Below are 18,113 nucleotides of genomic sequence, written 5' to 3' on the forward strand. Positions count from 1 at the left end.
GTCGACGCCTGTTGAGTCCGGTTCGCTTATCCGACGTGCATCGCGCGGTCGACGAGGTCCTCGCCGTACAGGTCCTCGAGGTCCTCGTGCTGGTCCGGACGGTTCTCGTAGACGTCCTGGAACAGCGTGATCGGCGTCTGGGCTGCCTGATAGGTCGCTTCGTCCCACATCCGGTCGTTCCTGATCTTGACCTCGACGCCGTCGATGACCAGCGTAGCCGACCGCTCCATGGCGATCGCGCCCTTGCCGGCCTCCTTGGCCGCCTCGAACTCCTCCATCGAGTCGACGATGTCGTTGAGGCTCGGGATATAGGAGGTCATGTCCAGAAGCTCCTGAGAGAGTTCCTCGCTGTCGAGTTCGCGTCCGTCACCGGCGACGCGAAGCACGTACTGGTCCTCGCCCGCTTCCTCGAGTTCGATCTCGTCACCGCTGTAGACGTGGCGACCGTCTTCCTCTTCGAGTTCGATCTCGCGGCTCTTGACCTCAATCTGCCAGCTGCCTTCTTTCGGCGGCAGCGGCGACTTGTTCGCCTCGACGACCTGGCCGGGCGTCAGCGACCAGATGCCGAGCATCCCCTTCGCCTGGTTGTCGGTCATGCGCTCGTGGTACCCCTCTACGTCGCGGATGTCGTCGTAGGGACCGTCGATCGCGATCAGGCCGGCCGCGCTCGCGCCGCGGGAGGTGTTGTGACGCAGCTCCGGCCACGGCGGCAGCTCGCCCGTGGGCGTGATCGCGCGCATGTCCTTGGTGTAGTCGACCTCGCCGTCGACGAGCAGGAACAGTCGCTCGAGGTTGTTCGAGGGCTTGCCCATCTCCTCACGGAGGTCGGCCAACGCCAGTTCGGCCTCGCCGCTCTCGACGATGACCGACATGGCGAGACTGCCCTCCTTGAGTCCGTGCTCGTTCTCGACGATGGTAATGAACTCGTCGGCCTTCTTCCAGTCGTCGATGTCACCGACCTCTGGGATGACGACGCCATCGAGGTGTTCGACGGCCCCGTTCTCGGGGTCAGCGAGCTCGAGAATCTGCTGGAAGCCCTGGTACCGCGTTTCTGGACTGTCCCGGTGCCAGACGACGCGGGGGTGGACTTCGCCGGGGAAGTCGGCGCCGTTCTCCGAGAGCACCTCGATGATGTTCTCGATTCCCTTGTCGCGCATCGAGGGGGCCGTCGCGTCCTCGTTGTCGGGCACCCAGACGTCCGGGGCCTCCATGCCGCGAAGCTGAGCCGCGCTCCGCAGCATCTTGGCGGAGTCCTCTTCTCCTTCCACCGCAGTCGGAGTAGTAAAGAACGTTCGGACGAACTCCCGGTCGTAGAGATAATCGGTGTGCATACTCATGAGTCCGTTCAGTGCTACTATCTACTATTATTAAAATTGTTTGGTACACTCTCGCGTAGGGTCGCGACGGCGTCGACGACCTGAACGACGCCGGAGGAGGTACTGTCCGACGCGATCTTCGAACCCGTCGTGGGTTCGCCGCTCCCGTTCGACGACGTCAGCACGGATTCCGCACCGATTGCGTTCGATCCGACCCGCGAGCAGCTGCTCGAGGCCGCCACCGGCGTGACCGGAGCGATCCTCGGGATCGCCTCGTACGGCTCGGTAGTGCTGCGCTCGATGAGCGACGTGGACGAACTGACCGCGCTCTTCCCGGAGCGCCACGTCGTGCTCGTGCGCGATCGGGACGTGGTCAACGGAACGGCGGCAGCGTTCGACGAGCTGGCGCCGCTGTTCGCGGACGAGGTCGCCGACATAGCCGAACTCGTTTATGGAGTCCTCAGTCCGCGCGAGGTCCACGTGATCGTCATCGAGGACGTGGAGTCCGAGCGATCCGAGGAACGACTGATGTCCGCAGACCGACGGCGGAAGGCGGCCCACACCCGCCGGCTGCTGGAGACGGAAGGTGACAGCGTCGAGCGAAACACGCTCGCGTTCAACGAGGGCCGGTACGAGTTGGTGAGCGACCTCGAGCGCTACGAGGAACTCAAGGAGGAGGCGACGCCGATCAAACGCGACGCGATCGATCGGTTACCGGAGTTAATCGAGCAGGTGACCGAGACCATCGAGGACAACGGCGGGACGGTCTACCTCGCCGACGACGGCGCCGCCGCGAACACGTACGTCCGGCGGGTTGTCGGGGAGAGCGACGCCGAGACGGTCGTCAAGTCGAAGTCGATGACGGCCGAGGAGATCGACCTCAATGAGCACATCGAGGCCGCCGACGCCGACGTCTGGGAGACCGACCTCGGCGAGTTCGTCCTGCAGGTCGCCGACGTGGTCCCCTCCCACATCGTCGCGCCGGCGATCCACAAGTCGTCCGAGGACATCGCCGAACTGTTCAACGAACACTTTGACCCCGACGAGCCGCTCGAGACGGCCGACGAACTGACGGTTTTCGCCCGCGACGGGTTCGGCGAACATATCCATGAGGCGGACGTCGGGATCACGGGGGCGAACTTCATCGCGGCCGACACGGGGACGATGGCGGTGGCCATCAGCAAGGCAACGCGCGCAAGTCGGTGTCGGTACCGCACACCCACGTCGCCGTCGCGGGCGTCGAGAAGCTCGTCCCGAAGTCAGGGACTTCCAGCCCTTCATCGAACTCATCGGTCGGTCCGGAACGGGCCAGGACATCATGTCCTACATCTCGCTGTTGACGCCACCGGTCGATACGCCACCGCTCCCGGCGGAGGACAGTGCGTCGATCGCCGTTGACGACGCCGACCGGGAGTTTCACCTCGTCCTGCTGGACAACGGACGTCTGGAGATGCGCGAGGATGGACAGGTCCGCGAGACGCTGCGCTGCATCCGCTGTTCCGCGTGTGCGAACCAGCAGGTCGGCGGCCACGCCTTCGGCGGCGAGACTTACTCCGGCGGCATCGCGACCGGTTGGGAGATCGGCGTCCACGGACGGGAGTCCGCGGCGGAGTTCAACGACCCCTGTACCGGCTGTACGCGCTGCGTGAACCAGTCACCCGTGAAGATCGATATCCCGTGGATCAACACGGTCGTCTGCAACCGGATCGACAACAGCGCCGACGCGTCGACCTTCGACCACCTCGTCGACGGCCTCTCCCCCGACGAAGAGGGGGCGACTATCCGCTCCGGAAGCGGTTCTTCGGCAACTACGAGACGATCGCGAAATTGGGGATCGCGACCGCGCCGGTCTCGAACTGGGCGACCGAGCTCCCCGGGGTCGCTCGGTCATGGAGCGGATCGTCGGCGTCGACGACCGTCGCGACCTGGCGATGTTTCGCGACGACCACGAGAAGCTGCTCGACGCCGACCGGTACGAACCCCTGTCGGCGAACAGCTACGAGGTCCTCGAGTACGTCTACAGACTGCTCGAGAACGGGGGGTCGATCGGTCGGTTGCGAACCGACGAAGCCGGGAACGGGATTGAAAGCCGGGGTCATCTGGCCTACCACAGCCACTGTCAGCAGCGCATGCTCGGCCTCGAGTCGTACACGGAAACGGTGCTCGAGCGCACCGGCTACGACGTCGCGACAGTACTACGAACTGAGCTTTGAGGTCGGCGAGCGGTTGCGAGATCAGTTCAATGACCCGAACGTCCGCGACCGAACTCTGGTCGCGTCGGGGATGTCCTGTCAGGAACAGCCCGAGTCTCTGCTCGCCGACCGCTCGGAATACCCGGTAAAGTTGCTCGACCCGCTCGATCCGCGTCGCTGAGGGGCGTCTCGAACGACGACCGACGAGCGATTCTCGTTGGTTCCCTCGGAGAGTGCGAGAGGAGCGGCCGAAACTGCGGAAACAGTACTGCGAAAGCGAATCCCGCCTTCGGACGTCAGACGTTATACTTGTTGAGTTCGACCACGTTCACCGCCCGCTGGAGTTCGCTGACGAACTCGTTCGACTCCCAGTCGTCGTCGATGCGGGCCGTCGGCCCCGAGACGCTGATCGCTCCGATGACGTCCGAATCGAACCTGATCGGCGCCGCGATACAGCGCAGCCCCTCGAGTCGCTCCTCGTCGTCGACGGCGAATCCACGTTCCCGCGTGCGCTCGAGTTCTTCGTAGAGTTCGTCGCGCGACGTGATGGTCTTCGGCGTCACCTGCGGCAGCCCGTGCCGTTCGAGGATCTCGTCGACCCGTTCCCGCGGGAAGTGGGAGAGAATCGCCTTTCCGAAGGCCGTGCTGTGCATGTGGTGACGGCAGCCGACGTACGTGTCCAGATCGACCGCCTGCTCGCCCTTCGCCCGGCAGATGTAGACGCCCTTCCCGTCCTCCTCGACGACGAGGTGGACGAGTTCACCCGACTCCTCCGCGAGTTCCTCGACCTTCGGCTCCGCGACCTTGTAGACGCCGATCTCGCTGCGGATCTGTCCGCCGATATCGAGGAACTTGAGGCCGAGACGGTAGGTCTTGGTGTCCGGATCTTTGACGACGTAGCCGTGTTTCTCGAGCGTACTGAGGTGATTGTGAATCGCGCTCTTCCCCATCTCGAGTTCGTTCGCCAGCGTGGTCACCCGCGCCTCACCCAGCCGGTTGAGCTCCTCGATGATCCGCAACGATTTCTCAGTCGTCCGGACCGGGTGTTTCGCTCGTTTTGTCATACGGTACGCTATTCACACCGTCATCTTAAGTATTGTTCTATGATAGAAAACGGTGAAGTGTCAGAACAGGTCATTCGATCGCGTGCCGAACCATCTCGGCCTGAGATCGACGAAATACTGCCACAGGGGACGGACCGAAATTGCCTCGGCGACGACGGCGTTTGCGATAGGGAATCGGACGGCCGTGGATGACTCGTTCGCATACAGTGGGAACGCGAGAGTTAGACCCGAAGTTTCGCGGCTACTCGCCACATTACGTGGCGATTTCAGTCGCAGATCTGGCCGGTTCGAAACTCGACCGTTCTGAGATAGAGAACTCAGAGGGAAATACGTCTCGTTCTGTTTCGTGCCATAAGTACACAAGCAATAATTATTTACAAATGTACCTTTGTAATTACTTTCTGGCGAAGGAGGTGATCTGGGACGTATTCTGAAATACAGAACGGCCGGGCAAGTCGATCCGTCGGAGTGTGGCAACGGACGGGAGAAACTCGACCGGTCTCTCGACTGGCCGACGACGTAACGGAACGAGAAATCGAACGTCCGGGACCGGAACTAGTCCAGCGGTTCGACGAGTTCGACCGTCCGACCATCGGGATCGCGAACAAACGCCGTCCGGGCGCCGGCCTCGAACTGATCGGCGGGTTCCTTCTCGACCCCGTAGTGGTCGATCTCCTCGAACACCGCGTCGACGTCGTCGACGCCGATCGCGAGGTGATCCCAGGCCGTTCCCCGTTCGAACTCCGTCTCGCCGTTCGCGTCCGAGAGCTGCAGTTCGATCCCGTTTTCATCGGCGATGTATCGGTTCTCGGTCTCGCCGTCCGTCGTCTCGAACTCCCAGCTCTCCTCGAAGCCGAACTGCTCGTAGAACTCGATCGTCTCGTCCGCGTCGGCGACGTTAATGTTGATGTGGATGAGTTCCATATCCCCGTTGCTCACGACCAGTCTATTAAATTCGTTGATCGGGAACCGCGGAGAGCCGGCGCGCCGGGCGGTGCAATCGCTGTCCGAGCGGTCGAGTCGGACAGTCGGTTCGCGCGGTCTCGGTGAGCCGTCGTCTCCTTCTCGCTGGGCACTACTCGTTGAGCCAGCAGTCCAGTCCCGTCGTCTAGTGTGGTGCCCGCTCGAGCGGTTCGTCGAAGGCCCGGAAATGCACTTCCCCGGCGAACACGGTCGCGTTGTCGAGGTATCCGGCGAGCGTCTCGCCGTCTCGACGCGAGAGCAGGGCGTGGGTGTGTGCGAACACGTCGTCCTCGAGCCGCGAGATGTTCCCTGTACAGGCCGCGACCTCCAGCGGCTCGTCGAACGTCACCGAGCCGTATCCTGGTCGTCCTGATCGTAGAACCAGATCTCGGCGTCCTGAACGGCGCCTATCGCGGTGAACCAGCCGGCCTCGATACCTTCTTCGCGCGCAAACTCCTCGATCTCGGTTCGCCACTCGCTGCCGGTCTCGAATCGCGCCAGATACTCTCGAACCGAGTCGACTTGTCGGTACTCCATACGGTAGCTGGAAACGAATCACGGCAAAGGTCTTCCGGTCGAGCGATTCGTTCGGGCGACCGGTGCACGCCGGCCGCAAACACCGTGGGCGACGCAGTCCGACGTTCGCTGAACGTCGACGACCGCCGCGGCGAAGTCGACGGTGTCCGTGCCCTCGTCGCCGCGCTGGAGGACGGAGCCGGCTCGGGCCGGCGAGTCGCTACGACACCTCATAAGAGGAGTTGGATTCTCTACGACTGAGAATTCGGCACTTTGTGTAATCGAGCAGGCACCGGTTCTCTGGTCGTCCTATCGCACTCTCCGGTATTGGACAGTTACCGTTGCGCAATTTATAAACAATATGTCACTAATGCCAGTGTTTATAATAATTGATCCCGGTGAACTCATACGATGGCTGTTGAGAAGCCCCAAGACGGTCTAAGCAACTACGAGGAATTCCGAGATTCGCTCGGACACGACTACCGTGACGTCAGCGAGTACGCCGAGCTCGCCGACGATCTGCGATCGGTCATCGAGGGTGAGGTGCGGTTCGACGAATACGCGCAGGTGCTGTACGCGACCGACGGGAGCATCTATCAGGCCCGTCCCGCGGGTGCCGTCCTCCCCCGCGACGCCGAGGACGTCCGCAACGCCGTCCGCGTCGCGGCCGAACACGACGTGCCGGTCATCGCGCGAGGGGCTGGTTCCTCCCTCGGTGGACAGACGGTGGGTCCCGGCTGCGTCGTGCTGGACATGACGACCTACATGGACGACATCCTCGAGGTCGATCCGGAGCACCAGCGGGCGCGCGTCCAGCCGGGGGTCGTCCAGGACCACTTCGACGAGCACGCCGCGCAGTACTGGCTCAAGTTCGCGCCGGACCCCGCCTCCTCGAATCGCGCGACCATCGGCGGCGGCATCGGGAACAACTCGACCGGTGCCCACTCCGTCCGATACGGGATCACCGACGCCTACACCGAGGAACTGAAGGTCGTCCTCGCCAACGGCGACCTGATCCACACCCGCGAGGTCGTCCTCGACTCCGAGGAGTACGAGGAGCTCGTCTCGAAGGACGACCGCGAAGCCGAAATCTACGAGACCGTTCGCTCGCTCGTCGAGGAGAACGAAGCGGAGATCAAGGCCCGCTATCCCGACCTCAAGCGCAACGTCTCGGGCTACAACCTCAACAAGATGATCTACGAGAACGACGAGGGCGAGGAGGTCATCAACCTCTCGAAGCTCTTCGTCGGCGCGGAGTCGACCCTCGGCGTGATCGTAGAGGCGGAGATCAGCCTCGTGAGCCTCCCCGACGAGACCGCGCTCGTCCTCTACTGTTTCAACGACCTGATCGACGCCCTGAAGGCGGTCCCCGAAGCCCTCGAGTTCGGGCCCAGCGCGGTCGAGCTCATGGACAACGAGATGTTTCGGCTCGCCCGCGAGTCAGAGCAGTTCTCCCGGTACGAGGAGTCGATTCCCGACGAGACGAAGGCGGCGCTGATGCTGGAGTACGACTCCGAGCTCCACGACGACTTCGAGGCGGCCATCGGGCGGACGAACTCCCACTTCGTCGAGGACGGCGACGCTTTCGAGGCCATCGAGGCCTACACCGAGGAAGACCAGACGGACCTCTGGAAGCTCCGGAAGGCGGCCATTCCGCTGCTGATGGGCCTCGAGGGCGATCCAAAGCCCTATCCCTTCATCGAGGACGCGACGGTGCCACCGTCCGAGCTCGCGGAGTACGTCGAGAAGTTCATGGACATCCTCGAGAACCACGGGACCTCGGCCGCCTACTTCGCCCACGCGGGGAGCGGAACGCTCCACATCCGCCCCATCCTCAACCTCAAGGAGGACGAGGGTATCCAGACGATGCAGTCGATCACCGACGACGTGACCGACCTCGTCCTCGAGCACCACGGCTCGTTCTCCGGGGAGCACGGCGACGGGCTCGCACGGACGGCGTTCAACCCGAAGATGTACGGCGAGGACCTCTGGGAGGCGTTCAAGGAGGTCAAGTCGGTCTTCGACCCCGAGTGGCGGATGAACCCGGGGAAGGTCGTCTACACTGACGAGGAACCGACCGACATGCGCGAGAACCTCCGGTACGGGGACGGTTACACCTCGATCGAGCCCCAGACGAAGCTGGACTTCTCCGACGAGGGCGGGTTCTCGTACCTCGTGGAGCTGTGTAACGGCTGTGGAACCTGTCGCCAGACCGAAGACGTGATGTGTCCGACCTACCGGGGAATGAAAGACGAGATGGCGACGACCCGCGGCCGAGCCAACATGCTCCGGGCCGCGATCTCCGGCGAGATCCCCGAAGAGGAGCTGTACTCCAAGCGCTTTCAGGAGGAAGTGCTTGACCTCTGTGTCGGCTGCAAGGGCTGTAAAAGCGACTGCCCGACCGGGGTCGATCTGGCGAAGCTCAAGGCCGAGACCAAGTACCAGTACTACGAGCGGGAAGGTATTGACCTCCGGGAGCGGCTGTTCGGTACGCTCTTGGGTAGAGGATTGTTGGTCAGCTCTATGCAGTAGCTAGAAGTCGTAGCGGACAAGGGTGGCGCGTTCGCGCCACACGACGAAACATGTTCCCATTGAAGACGTTCGTCTCGGAGCGTCGGGCCGCGAATCTGCTGGCACAGATTCGCTGGCGTAACGGCGTCTATTGCCCGCGCTGCCGTGCCGAATCCGTGATTCGGTACGGCAGCTATCGAGTGTTCCAGCGGTATCTCTGTAAGAATTGCGACCGTACATTCAACGATCAAACAGGTACCGTCTTCGAACACTCAGCGGTCGAACTCAGGAAATGGTTTCTCGCTGTCTACACCTACATCCGGTTCAACACCAGTCTTCGACAGTTAGACGTAGAGATCGATGTCTCCTACAAGACGGTATACCGGCGCGTCCAGCGCTTCCTGCGAGCGCTGGACGCGCCTCGCCTACAACTCGAAAGCCCAGTTGAAATAGACGAGCTGTACGTCAAAGCCGGACTCAAGGGCCGCGAGCGCGACCAACCGTCGCGCTCGCGTGGTCTCTCCACACGCGGACGTGGTACGTACGACGAGGACAAGCCACCGGTGTTTATTCTGGCTGATCGCGGTACGGGTGACCGCTATGTGCTGCCAGCGAAAGCCGCCAACGAATCGACGGTTCGACTCCTGCTTGCTGACCGCACAGAGGAGTCGCTAACCGTCTATACCGACGGCTTTCGGGCCTACGAACCGCTCGACGAGGACGACGCATTCGACCGCGAATACGTCGTCCACGGCGACGGCGAATACGCCGATGGAGACGTTCACGTCAACACCTGCGAGAGCCACGGATCGCTGGCGCGATCCTGGCTCTCGCCTCATCGTGGCGTCTCCAAAGACAAACTCACGCCGTATCTTCGAGCGTTCCAACTTCGTCGACGAATCTATCGAAAACCAGGGAGAGAAGCGCTCAAAACCATCCTCGAAACTGCGCTCTGAGTCACCAACAATCTACGCCACAAGAGCGAGGATTTATTCCTCTACCAATCACGAATGATAAACCTCAGCAGGATACGGCTTCAAGGGTGGGCGCGCATGAATTCCGAAGCGATGCCAGTCGGAGAACGACTTGAGGAGTTCCTCCGTTCGAAGGCGAAAGGCGGCCAAGACAGAGGAAACTACCGCCGAAACCCCGAACGCTGTGTCGAGGACTTTCTCAGCTGTCTCGAAACCGGTCCTGATCAGGGACGACGTTCGTGAGGCCGACGAGCGAACGTTCCACTGATACATACATGAACACATAACCTGAGACCTCACGTTTGAGACGATTCGAACCTACTACGCTCAGGTGAGCGCCTAGATCGAGTAGTGCGTTCGCGAAGGGGTTCTTGAGACGAATTACGCGCAGAGATACGATCGACAGCGAGTTACTCGCTATCCGTAAACCAGCCGGAGTTCGATATCGTCGACGGCCTAGAGCAACGATTCGTACACGTCGTCTTCAATCCGTTCTTCGGTCAGTCGGTTCGCGGCGCCGGCGACCGTGACGGCCGCGACCGGCCGCCCGTCCCTGATAATCGGCGTCGCGATGGCGTAAAGGCCGCGCAGGTCTTCCTGAAAGTTCATCGCGTACTTTCGCTCTCGGACCGTCTCGAGTTCCTCGAACAGGGTCTCCGGATCGGTGATCGTGTTCTCGGTCTGTGCCGGGAGTCCGTAGGTCTCGATGATCTCCCGGACTTCGTCCTCGGGGAGGTGAGCCAGGATTGCCTTTCCGGCCGAGTTCGCGTGGAGATATACCCAGTTCCCGATCGTCGAATCGAACGAGAACGATTCGTTGTGCGGGACGCCGTAGACGAACATCCCGCGGCCGTTCTCGTGGGCGACGAGTCACGCGGCTTCGTCCGTTTCCTCGGCCAACCTGTCGATCCGATCCTTCGCAGCGTGAGAGACCTCGTACTGGTTGCGCACGTGGACGCCGGTATGGAGGAACTCGAGCCCGAGCCGATAGCGACCGTCCTCGTTGACGACGTATCGATTGCGCTCGAGACCCACGAGGTGTTTGTGGACGGTACTCTTGGCGAAACCGAGGTGCTCGGCGAGTTCGGTTACCCGGCCTTGTCCGTCTCCTTGAGTGCCTCGATGATTCTGAACAACGTCTCGTCGGATTTGATAGTCCCTCCGTCGTCTCCATTCTTTCCCATAATCGATGTCACCAGCATGAACTCTTTCCCGGGGAAGTGCATCAGGTGTCCGTCTTCTCGAACGAGACCGTACTCTTCGCCGACTTCCTCGAGTCGGTCGTGGACCGCCTCCATTGAGAGATCGGTGACCGCCTCGGTGTCGTACCCTTCGATGAGGAAGTTCAGCGAGCCGTAGACCGGTTCGTCGGGTTCGCGGAGTTCGAGTCCGGCCTCCCAGCAGAGGCTCGCGTCGCCCGAGGCGTCGACGAAGCCGTCCCCCTCGATCTCGACGAGTCCGTACCGCGTCGCGAACTCGAGGTGGTCGACGGCGCCGTCGTCGAACGCCGCATCGGTGAGCATGGCCCCCAGCAAGGCATTCACGCCGACCTCCTCGCACTTCCGTTCCATCCACCGCTGAAGGGCGACCTCGTCATACTGGAAGAGAACGGTCGAGAGTTCCTCGCTCTGGGCGTTGAGCCGTTCGATCGATCCGTCACTTCGAAGGTCGTTCGATTCCCGTCGTTTGTCGTTCACGTCAGTTCACACTTCTGTTAGTCAGATTGCCATTAGGTTCGATCCAAGGACCGAATAGACAGAATTGTCGTACGGTTCGTTCCCGTTGATCGGGCGTATCCGCGAAACGAGATCACCCAGGAAGGCGACGACGCGGTGTGCTATCCGTAGACGAGACGGAGTTCGATGTCGTCGACAGCCTCGAGGAGCGACCCGTACAACTCGTCCTCGATTCGCTCTTCGGTCAGTCGGTTCGCGGCGCCGGCGATCGTGACGGCGGCGATCGGTCGCCCGTCCCAGATGACCGGCGTCGCGATCGCGTGCAGTCCTCGCAAGTCTTCCTGAAAGTTCATCGCGTAGCCGCGCTCGCGGGTACGCTCGAGTTCGTCGAACAGTTCGTCCCGCTCGGTGATCGTGTTCTCCGTCTGGGCCGGCAGGCCGTGGCGATCGATGACCTGGTCTACCTCTTCGTCGGGGAGATGGGCCAGGATCGCCTTGCCAGCGGAGTTCGCGTGGAGGTAGACCCACGTCCCGATCGTCGAATCGAACGAGAACGACTCGTTGCGCGGGACGCCGTAGACGAACATTCCGAGGCCGTTCTCCGGGACGATGAGCCACGCCGCCTCGTCGGTCTCCTCGGCAAGCCTGTCGATGCGGTGTTTCGCAGCGTGATAGACCTCATACCGATTTCGCACGTGGATACCGGTGTTGAAGAACTCGAGCCCGAGTCGATAGCGGCCGTCCTCGTTGACGACGTATCTGTTGCGCTCGAGGCTCACGAGGTGTTTATGGACAGTACTCTTCGCTAATCCGAGCCGGTCGGCGAGTTCGGTAACTCCCGCACCGTTCATCTCCTTCAGGGATTCGATGATAGAGAACAGTGTCGCGTTCGATTTGATCGATCGCCCAGTATCGTCGTCCATTACCATAGCTAAATATACTAACTAACTGTATAAAGCGTTTTGTCCCGTTTCGGCCCTGTTTTCAGGGAAACAAATAGGGTGACGTTCGCTGTCGAGGAACAGCTGGTGATGGTCCTATAGTAACCGTTAGAATTTTCCGCCCGTAGATTATTACTGTAGACAATGGACCATCTCGACGAAATCTCCGTCGAAGAACTCCAAGCCGCCCTTGACAAAGTTGAGGGGAGCAAGCCGACACAACGGTTGTTAGCGGCGATTACGTACAAGAACGGCGTGACGCAGACCGAACTTGCAGAGTGGCACGACACTGGTCGAAGAACGATCTACAGCTGGCTCATGCGACTCGATACGGACGAACCGCTTGAGCAAGCCGTCTCTGATGCCCATCGATCCGGGAGAAAACGAAAGCTCTCAGAAACACAGCAAGAAGAGTTTGAACAAACCGTTCACGAACCTCCCGAGGAAGTCGGGATCGGCGCGCCGGCGTGGACGCCGGCGCTCGTCCAAGCGTTTCTTGAAGAAACCTACGGCGTCGAGTACTCCTATCCGAGTTGCCGGCGGTTGCTCAAAGAAGCTGGATTGAGTTACCAAAAACCGCGCCGCACAGCCGCCGAAGCCGAGGAATCAAGCACAGAAGAGTTCCACGACGAACTCAAAAAAAGCGAGCGGAGATGGACGCCACAGTAGTCTGTATCGATCAGACCAAGAAATCCGTCCAAGTTGAGCCGCGTGCCGCGTGGTTTCCGCGCGGCACGCGGCCGAACGTCGAACTTTCTGGCCAACGCAACTGGACGTGTCTGCTCGACGCGATCACCGAAGACGGCGAGTGCTTCTTCTCACGATTCACCGAGTACGTCACCGCCGATCACGCGAAACATTTCATTCTCGCGTTATGCAAAGAATTCGAAGAAGATCTAATCGTCGTGCTCGATGGAGCGCCGTATTTCCAGGCATCGGCCGTCACGGACCTGGCGGCCCGTGACGACCTCGCCTTCGTCACGTTACCAGCATATTCACCGAAACTCAATCCAGTCGAAGAGTGCTGGAGACAGCTGCAATCAGCACTTAGCAACCGATTCTTCGACTCGCTTTCTGAGCTGACGACAGCGATCGATACCGCTCTTGATCAACTCTCTATCTCCAAAATGAGTGATTATTTCTAACGTCTACTATAGTTCGTCCATTTCGATCGGACTCTGGCGGGAAACATGCAGTACAATCGCAGTGGGGCGTACGCGTGTCAGTAGTGATCAATTCCGACTCACGCCGAATGCCGGTCGAAAGGCCAGAACTAAAACGATATATCCAGACATCGACAGCGACCGCTGTCACTAATCCGTACGCACAACTGGTTCAACAACAGGTTTCCTACCGAACGTCCGCTATTGATGGACGGCGTTTGCGAACGGGTGACCAGACGTTCAGGTACCGCGAAACCGCCTGCGATGGGTCGACGTCGTCGACTCCGTCAATACTGTCGCGAGTTTCTGCATTTCTCACTAAGGCCGCTATCTCAGTGTAAGTGGGGCCGTTCGTACTCTTTCACTGATCGACTGTTTCAGTATTTTCCTCTCAATACTGTCCCTGTCCCAGTTATCGGTCATACGGCGGGGTACGGGCACGCCACCAGCCCCAGTTTTTGATATCTCAACCGTTCGGTCCGTGCTTCTAGGCGATTCATCAGTTGCCATTCGCACTCTTGAGTAAGGTTCCCGTGGCGGTGATCGTGTCTGAGTCGGCTATTCGCGACGTAAGCGAATGGAAGAAGTTGAACGTAGTATCCAGACCTGTCTGTGCGAGTAACGCATCGACTGAGTGGAAACAGAGTGCAGCCTTGGTTGGATTGTTAGTTTGAAAGTGATCCATCAATCCGCTCATAGAGGATTGAGAGATCCGTCTTGTCGGCAATCAAGTCTGTCTCAATAGAACTGGGGAGAGTGACAGTTTGTGTTCCTACCGATCGAGCGAAGTCGCCGAGGCTGATAATTCTGTGCTCTGCAGGCATCTCGTGATCTTGTGCATTCCACTGTGTGTTTTGTTTAGTGGTATGTCAACCAATATATAATAATTCTGAGTTGTTAGGTGGGACGTCTTATATTCTTAGGGATGTTTTTAACAGCGTTTCGGTTTCTGTGCTTTTCGCATCGAAATCGGGGCTCATGATCATGAAGTACAGCGTTGATCCTCGGTGCTGAGCCGACGAGAAATACGGTGTCCGTGAATCACGTTTCTCTGTGTATGTACTGAGAGACGTTGACGTAAGGACGGTTATTCGCGTTGGACATGCCGCAGACGAGTTATTCTGTTTCTACCCGGATAGGCAGCGGCGTACCGCCAATAGCGTTAACCGTCGGGTTAGATCTCGATTTCGTCGGTCAAAATATAATTCGTCTATCGTTCATCTGTCGGCCGTAACTCAGCTTTCCGTATCCAATTACGGATCGTTAATCGCACCCGTTCGATACTGATTTCTCAATAATAAGAACAGTCTTTTGAATGGATGATTATCCATATGGAACCGGTCGCTCAATTGAATCAGTCCTGTATCGCCAATAGTTTCGTATGTGATCGCCAGCTGATACCGCTAAATGGCGAAAGATGGCGTAATGCGTTCACAGAACACGATTCGTGAGAGCGGACGGCCGGGCGGCGTCGGAGACGTACATATATCAACTCGATCTTCGATATTCCCGTATGAGCAGACAGCAGACGAAGACCCGAGTCGAGAACGCGATCGCTGACAGAGAGCACGAACTGCTGGAAATCCTCGAGCGCCTCGTCGACGCGAAGTCGGTCACCGGCCACGAGCCGCGCGGACAGGTCGTAATGTGCGAGGAGTTCGACCGACTCGGCCTCGCAGTCGACACGTGGGAGCCGAGCGTCGAGGCACTGGAGGACCACCCCGGCTTCTTCCGCACGTCGTCGTACGACGACCACGGCTACGAGGGCCGTGAGAACGCGGTGGCGACGGTTCCCGGCGCGGGCGACGGCCCGACGCTCGCGCTCTCGGGGCACATCGACGTCGTTCCGGCGGATCCGGAGTCCGCGTGGGAGTCTGACCCGTGGACGCTCCGTCGCGACGGTGACGAGATCTACGGCCGCGGCGTCTCGGATATGAAGGGCGGAGTCGCAGCCATCCTTCTCGCCGTCGAGACCCTCGCCGACGAGGGAATCGACCTCGCGGGCGACCTCTACGTCCAGAGCACGATCGAGGAGGAAGCGGGCGGCGTCGGCGGCCTCCTCTCGGTGCTCGAGCGGGGCTACGTCCCGGACGCGGCGATCATTCCGGAGCCGTTCGGCCTGCCGAACGTCGGTATCGCCAGCGCCGGCGTGATGTTCTTCGACGTGACCGTCCCAGGCAAGAAGGCCCACGCCGCGTGGGGCCACCAGGGCGTCAGCGCCTTCGACAAGGCGAGTCACGTCGCTGCGGCGCTGAACGAACTGAACGAGGAGCGACAGGCCAGCATCGACTTTCCGCCCGCCTACGGAGCGGATCCGTCGCTCGAGGGCCACGTGACGAACATCAACATCGGCGTGGTCGAGGGCGGCGACTGGCCCGCCTCGGTGCCCGCCGAAGTGCTCATGAAGGGCCGCGTCGGCTGGCCGCCGGGCGAGAGCCGAGCGGACGTTTGCGAGGCGATCGAGGGAACGATCGAAGAAGCCGCCAGCGAGGACGAGTGGCTCGCGAAGAACCCGCCGACAGTCGAGTGGACCGGCTGGAACGCCGCTCCCCACGAAGTGCCACGCGACGCCGAAATCGTCGAGATCGTCAAGGGGAACGCCGAATCCATCGTCGGCGAGGACGGCACGTTCGTCGGCGGCAACGCCGCGCTCGACGAGCGGTTCTACCAGCGCTACTACGACGTCCCCGTCGTCACCGCGGGTCCCTACGGCCTGAACCTCCACGGCGTCGACGAGTACACGACGGTCACGTCGCTGCTCGAGACCGCACAGACGCTCGCGACGTCCGCGATCGACTACTGCGGAATCGCCGACTAAGGAACGCCGGCCGCTTTCGATCGCGAGGCCGTTCCGAACATCGTCACCGACGAGCAGAGCGGGAGAAGAGTTTCACCAATTGCGTGAGTAGGAGTTGGAACCACCGTCGATCGACATTTCGATGGCGCGGCTTCACGGCCGTGATGCGGTGTTCGGGGATTAGAAGATACTTTCAAGTATGATACTCTAAAGTACGATTATCGATAGTACTATAGTCTAATAAACAGTACGAGTTGTATGGCTAATTTCGTGAATCGGACAGAGGAGCTCTCTCGGCTCGCCGACCTCTACGAGTCGAACGACGCCAAACTCGGGGTGATCTTCGGCCGGCGCCGACTCGGGAAGACCGAACTCGTCAAGCAGTCGCTCGAGCAGTACGACGATGCCGTTATCTATCAGGCGAAGCAGAAAACGAGCGCGTTACAACTCGAGCAGTTCGTCGAAACCGCTTCGGAATCCTACCCCGACCTGGCCCGGATCCGCGAGGACTGGGAGGCGGTTCTCGGGTATCTCACCGACCAGGACGCCATTATCGTCCTCGACGAGTTTCCGTATCTCGTCGAACAGGACCAGAGCCTTCCGTCCGTCTTGCAAGCGATGTTCGACCACGAACTCGACGATTCGTCGTCGACGGTCGTCCTCGTCGGTTCGTCGATCAGCATGATGGAGGAGGCTGCACTCCTCGGAAACAGCCCCCTCTACGGTCGCTCGTCGCTAAAACTCGATGTCAGGCAACTCCCGTTCGGTGCCGCGATGGAGTTCTTCGACGATGCCTACACCGCAGACGAGCAGGTTCTCACCTGGGGAATCTTCGGCGGTGTTCCGTACTATCTCGAGGAGGTCTCTCCCGAGGCCACGCTCGAAGAGAACGTGTATCGAGCGATTCTCTCCCGTCACGGATCGCTTCACGACGAACCCGATTACGTCCTCCGAATGGAACTCACGGAGCCGACTCGATACTTCTCGATTCTCGAGGCGATCGCCGGGGGAAGTACGAGTCGAAACGAGATTGCGGGGACGACGGGTATCGATTACAACCAGCTCTCGAAGTATCTCAATCGCCTGTCCCGGTTACGGTTGGTCGATCAGCACGTCCCGATCACCGAACAGAAAGAACGGAGCAAGCGGAGTCGGTATCGGATCCGCGATCCGTTTTTCCGCTTCTGGTTTCACTTCGTCTACGGTACGGGGGACCGATACGACGAACTCGAGGCAGACGCGTACGAAGTGCTCATCGAACCGGAGTTAGCGGATTTCGTCAGCCACGCGTTCGAAGAACTGTGTTGTTCCGCGCTTCGAACGTGCTATCCCGAGTACACGATTACGGACACTGGACAGTGGTGGTACCAGGACCACGAAATCGACGTCGTCGGGGTGACCGCTGGAGAGACGCTGATCGTTGGTGAGTGTAAATTCCAGCGGTCGCCACTCGGGTACGACGCGTTTTCGAAACTCCGGAGTCACGCTGACGAACTACGATGGGCCCCTTCCGACGGAGGCGATCGGACCGAGGAGTATGCGCTGTTCTCCCGGAGCGGATTCAAACGATCGGTCGAAGAGGCTGCCGAAGACCGGGATGATCTTCGCTTGTTCACCATCGAAGACATCGTCGAATCGATAGCGTAGTTCGGTCGGATCGGGGAGTGGTGACGGGCGGAACACCGATCGAAGCGAGTTCTCGAATGCGATGGGAAAAATAGCCGTCTGAGCTGATGATCAGACCGCCGTGGCTGAAACGGACAGCAGAGGCTCGCTCGAGAGTGTCGGTGTAGCAGTGAATCGAGACGACAGTGAAATACCAAGAAATCGCTACTGGCTTGTCACTATTCGAGACAGTAGTAGCACAGTTTACAGTAGTCTAAACAGGAACAATAGGTGGAATAGGCCCAATAGATAGAATAGATACACCATCTTCAATAGATGCAATAGACAACACCTCACCACCGACTAGAATAGGTGAAAAAGGTCTCGCCAGTGTA

11 protein-coding genes and 5 pseudogenes are annotated in these 18,113 nt (G+C 60.0%); 7 read left to right on the top strand and 9 right to left on the bottom strand.

The genetic code is table 11. The features are described 5' to 3' along the window. Window positions 1–26 precede the first annotated feature (26 nt). Window positions 27–1,337 (bottom strand): malate synthase AceB, encoded by a 1,311-nt coding sequence (gene aceB, locus ACSFC7_RS26735; RefSeq protein WP_436348387.1) that lies wholly within the window; start codon window positions 1,335–1,337, stop codon window positions 27–29. A gap of 129 nt (window positions 1,338–1,466) precedes the next feature. Between aceB and ACSFC7_RS26740 the strand changes: the two are divergent. Then, window positions 1,467–1,793, top strand: a pseudogene (locus ACSFC7_RS26740) (LUD domain-containing protein); the annotation flags it as partial. A gap of 51 nt (window positions 1,794–1,844) precedes the next feature. Next, window positions 1,845–3,689 (top strand): annotated as a pseudogene (locus ACSFC7_RS26745) (LUD domain-containing protein). Between the two features lie 115 nt (window positions 3,690–3,804). Here the strand turns inward: ACSFC7_RS26745 and ACSFC7_RS26750 are convergent. The 3 genes and pseudogenes from ACSFC7_RS26750 to ACSFC7_RS26760 form a co-directional block, all read right to left on the bottom strand. Further along, a complete protein-coding gene (locus ACSFC7_RS26750) occupies window positions 3,805–4,572 on the bottom strand; it encodes an IclR family transcriptional regulator (protein ID WP_436348388.1) in 768 nt (255 codons plus the stop codon). Window positions 4,573–5,127: 555 nt separating this feature from the next. Next, entirely contained in the window at window positions 5,128–5,496 is a 369-nt protein-coding gene (locus tag ACSFC7_RS26755; protein WP_436348390.1) for a VOC family protein, read from the bottom strand. A 184-nt stretch (window positions 5,497–5,680) separates the two neighbouring features. Further along, window positions 5,681–6,072, bottom strand: a pseudogene (locus tag ACSFC7_RS26760) (PPC domain-containing DNA-binding protein). A 390-nt stretch (window positions 6,073–6,462) separates the two neighbouring features. Here ACSFC7_RS26760 and ACSFC7_RS26765 point away from each other — a divergent pair. After that, a pseudogene (locus ACSFC7_RS26765) lies at window positions 6,463–8,547 on the top strand (FAD-binding and (Fe-S)-binding domain-containing protein); the annotation flags it as partial. Window positions 8,548–8,633: 86 nt separating this feature from the next. After that, complete coding sequence (locus tag ACSFC7_RS26770; RefSeq protein WP_436348392.1) at window positions 8,634–9,518, top strand: IS1595 family transposase; 885 nt, start codon at window positions 8,634–8,636, stop codon at window positions 9,516–9,518. Window positions 9,519–9,992: 474 nt separating this feature from the next. Here ACSFC7_RS26770 and ACSFC7_RS26775 read toward each other — a convergent pair whose 3' ends face one another. The 4 genes from ACSFC7_RS26775 to ACSFC7_RS26790 form a co-directional block, all read right to left on the bottom strand. Beyond that, a complete protein-coding gene (locus tag ACSFC7_RS26775) occupies window positions 9,993–10,379 on the bottom strand; it encodes an IclR family transcriptional regulator (RefSeq protein ID WP_436348394.1) in 387 nt (128 codons plus the stop codon). A gap of 27 nt (window positions 10,380–10,406) precedes the next feature. Continuing rightward, window positions 10,407–10,571 (bottom strand): hypothetical protein, encoded by a 165-nt coding sequence (locus ACSFC7_RS26780; RefSeq protein ID WP_436348735.1) that lies wholly within the window; start codon window positions 10,569–10,571, stop codon window positions 10,407–10,409. 53 nt (window positions 10,572–10,624) lie between these two features. Next, window positions 10,625–11,233, bottom strand: a complete 609-nt coding sequence (locus ACSFC7_RS26785; protein WP_436348396.1) for an FAD-dependent oxidoreductase — start codon at window positions 11,231–11,233, stop codon at window positions 10,625–10,627. Between the two features lie 140 nt (window positions 11,234–11,373). Next, the gene (locus ACSFC7_RS26790; protein WP_436348398.1) at window positions 11,374–12,141 is read right to left on the bottom strand and encodes an IclR family transcriptional regulator; all 768 of its coding nucleotides are present in this window, start codon (window positions 12,139–12,141) and stop codon (window positions 11,374–11,376) included. A 156-nt stretch (window positions 12,142–12,297) separates the two neighbouring features. Between ACSFC7_RS26790 and ACSFC7_RS26795 the strand changes: the two are divergent. Beyond that, window positions 12,298–13,298: pseudogene (locus tag ACSFC7_RS26795) on the top strand (IS630 family transposase). Between the two features lie 517 nt (window positions 13,299–13,815). Here ACSFC7_RS26795 and ACSFC7_RS26800 read toward each other — a convergent pair. Beyond that, the gene (locus ACSFC7_RS26800; RefSeq protein WP_436348400.1) at window positions 13,816–14,013 is read right to left on the bottom strand and encodes a DUF7504 family protein; all 198 of its coding nucleotides are present in this window, start codon (window positions 14,011–14,013) and stop codon (window positions 13,816–13,818) included. An 816-nt stretch (window positions 14,014–14,829) separates the two neighbouring features. Between ACSFC7_RS26800 and ACSFC7_RS26805 the strand changes: the two genes are divergently transcribed. Both ACSFC7_RS26805 and ACSFC7_RS26810 read left to right on the top strand, forming a co-directional pair. Further along, a complete protein-coding gene (locus tag ACSFC7_RS26805) occupies window positions 14,830–16,134 on the top strand; it encodes an ArgE/DapE family deacylase (RefSeq protein ID WP_436348402.1) in 1,305 nt (434 codons plus the stop codon). 237 nt (window positions 16,135–16,371) lie between these two features. Then, the gene (locus ACSFC7_RS26810; RefSeq protein ID WP_436348404.1) at window positions 16,372–17,760 is read left to right on the top strand and encodes an ATP-binding protein; all 1,389 of its coding nucleotides are present in this window, start codon (window positions 16,372–16,374) and stop codon (window positions 17,758–17,760) included. The last annotated feature ends 353 nt before the right edge of the window (window positions 17,761–18,113 follow it).

The sequence above is a fragment of the Natronorubrum halobium genome (assembly GCF_051351675.1).
Lineage (GTDB): Archaea > Halobacteriota > Halobacteria > Halobacteriales > Natrialbaceae > Natronorubrum.

What these genes read in the sequence shown, in the direction of transcription:
- aceB (WP_436348387.1), bottom strand. Translation starts at nt 1,337, where the DNA reads ATGAGTATGCACACCGATTATCTCTACGACCGGGAGTTCGTCCGAACG.
- ACSFC7_RS26750 (WP_436348388.1), bottom strand. Translation starts at nt 4,572, where the DNA reads ATGACAAAACGAGCGAAACACCCGGTCCGGACGACTGAGAAATCGTTG.
- ACSFC7_RS26755 (WP_436348390.1), bottom strand. Translation starts at nt 5,496, where the DNA reads ATGGAACTCATCCACATCAACATTAACGTCGCCGACGCGGACGAGACG.
- ACSFC7_RS26770 (WP_436348392.1), top strand. Translation starts at nt 8,634, where the DNA reads ATGTTCCCATTGAAGACGTTCGTCTCGGAGCGTCGGGCCGCGAATCTG.
- ACSFC7_RS26775 (WP_436348394.1), bottom strand. Translation starts at nt 10,379, where the DNA reads ATGTTCGTCTACGGCGTCCCGCACAACGAATCGTTCTCGTTCGATTCG.
- ACSFC7_RS26790 (WP_436348398.1), bottom strand. Translation starts at nt 12,141, where the DNA reads ATGGTAATGGACGACGATACTGGGCGATCGATCAAATCGAACGCGACA.
- ACSFC7_RS26800 (WP_436348400.1), bottom strand. Translation starts at nt 14,013, where the DNA reads ATGAGCGGATTGATGGATCACTTTCAAACTAACAATCCAACCAAGGCT.
- ACSFC7_RS26805 (WP_436348402.1), top strand. Translation starts at nt 14,830, where the DNA reads ATGAGCAGACAGCAGACGAAGACCCGAGTCGAGAACGCGATCGCTGAC.
- ACSFC7_RS26810 (WP_436348404.1), top strand. Translation starts at nt 16,372, where the DNA reads ATGGCTAATTTCGTGAATCGGACAGAGGAGCTCTCTCGGCTCGCCGAC.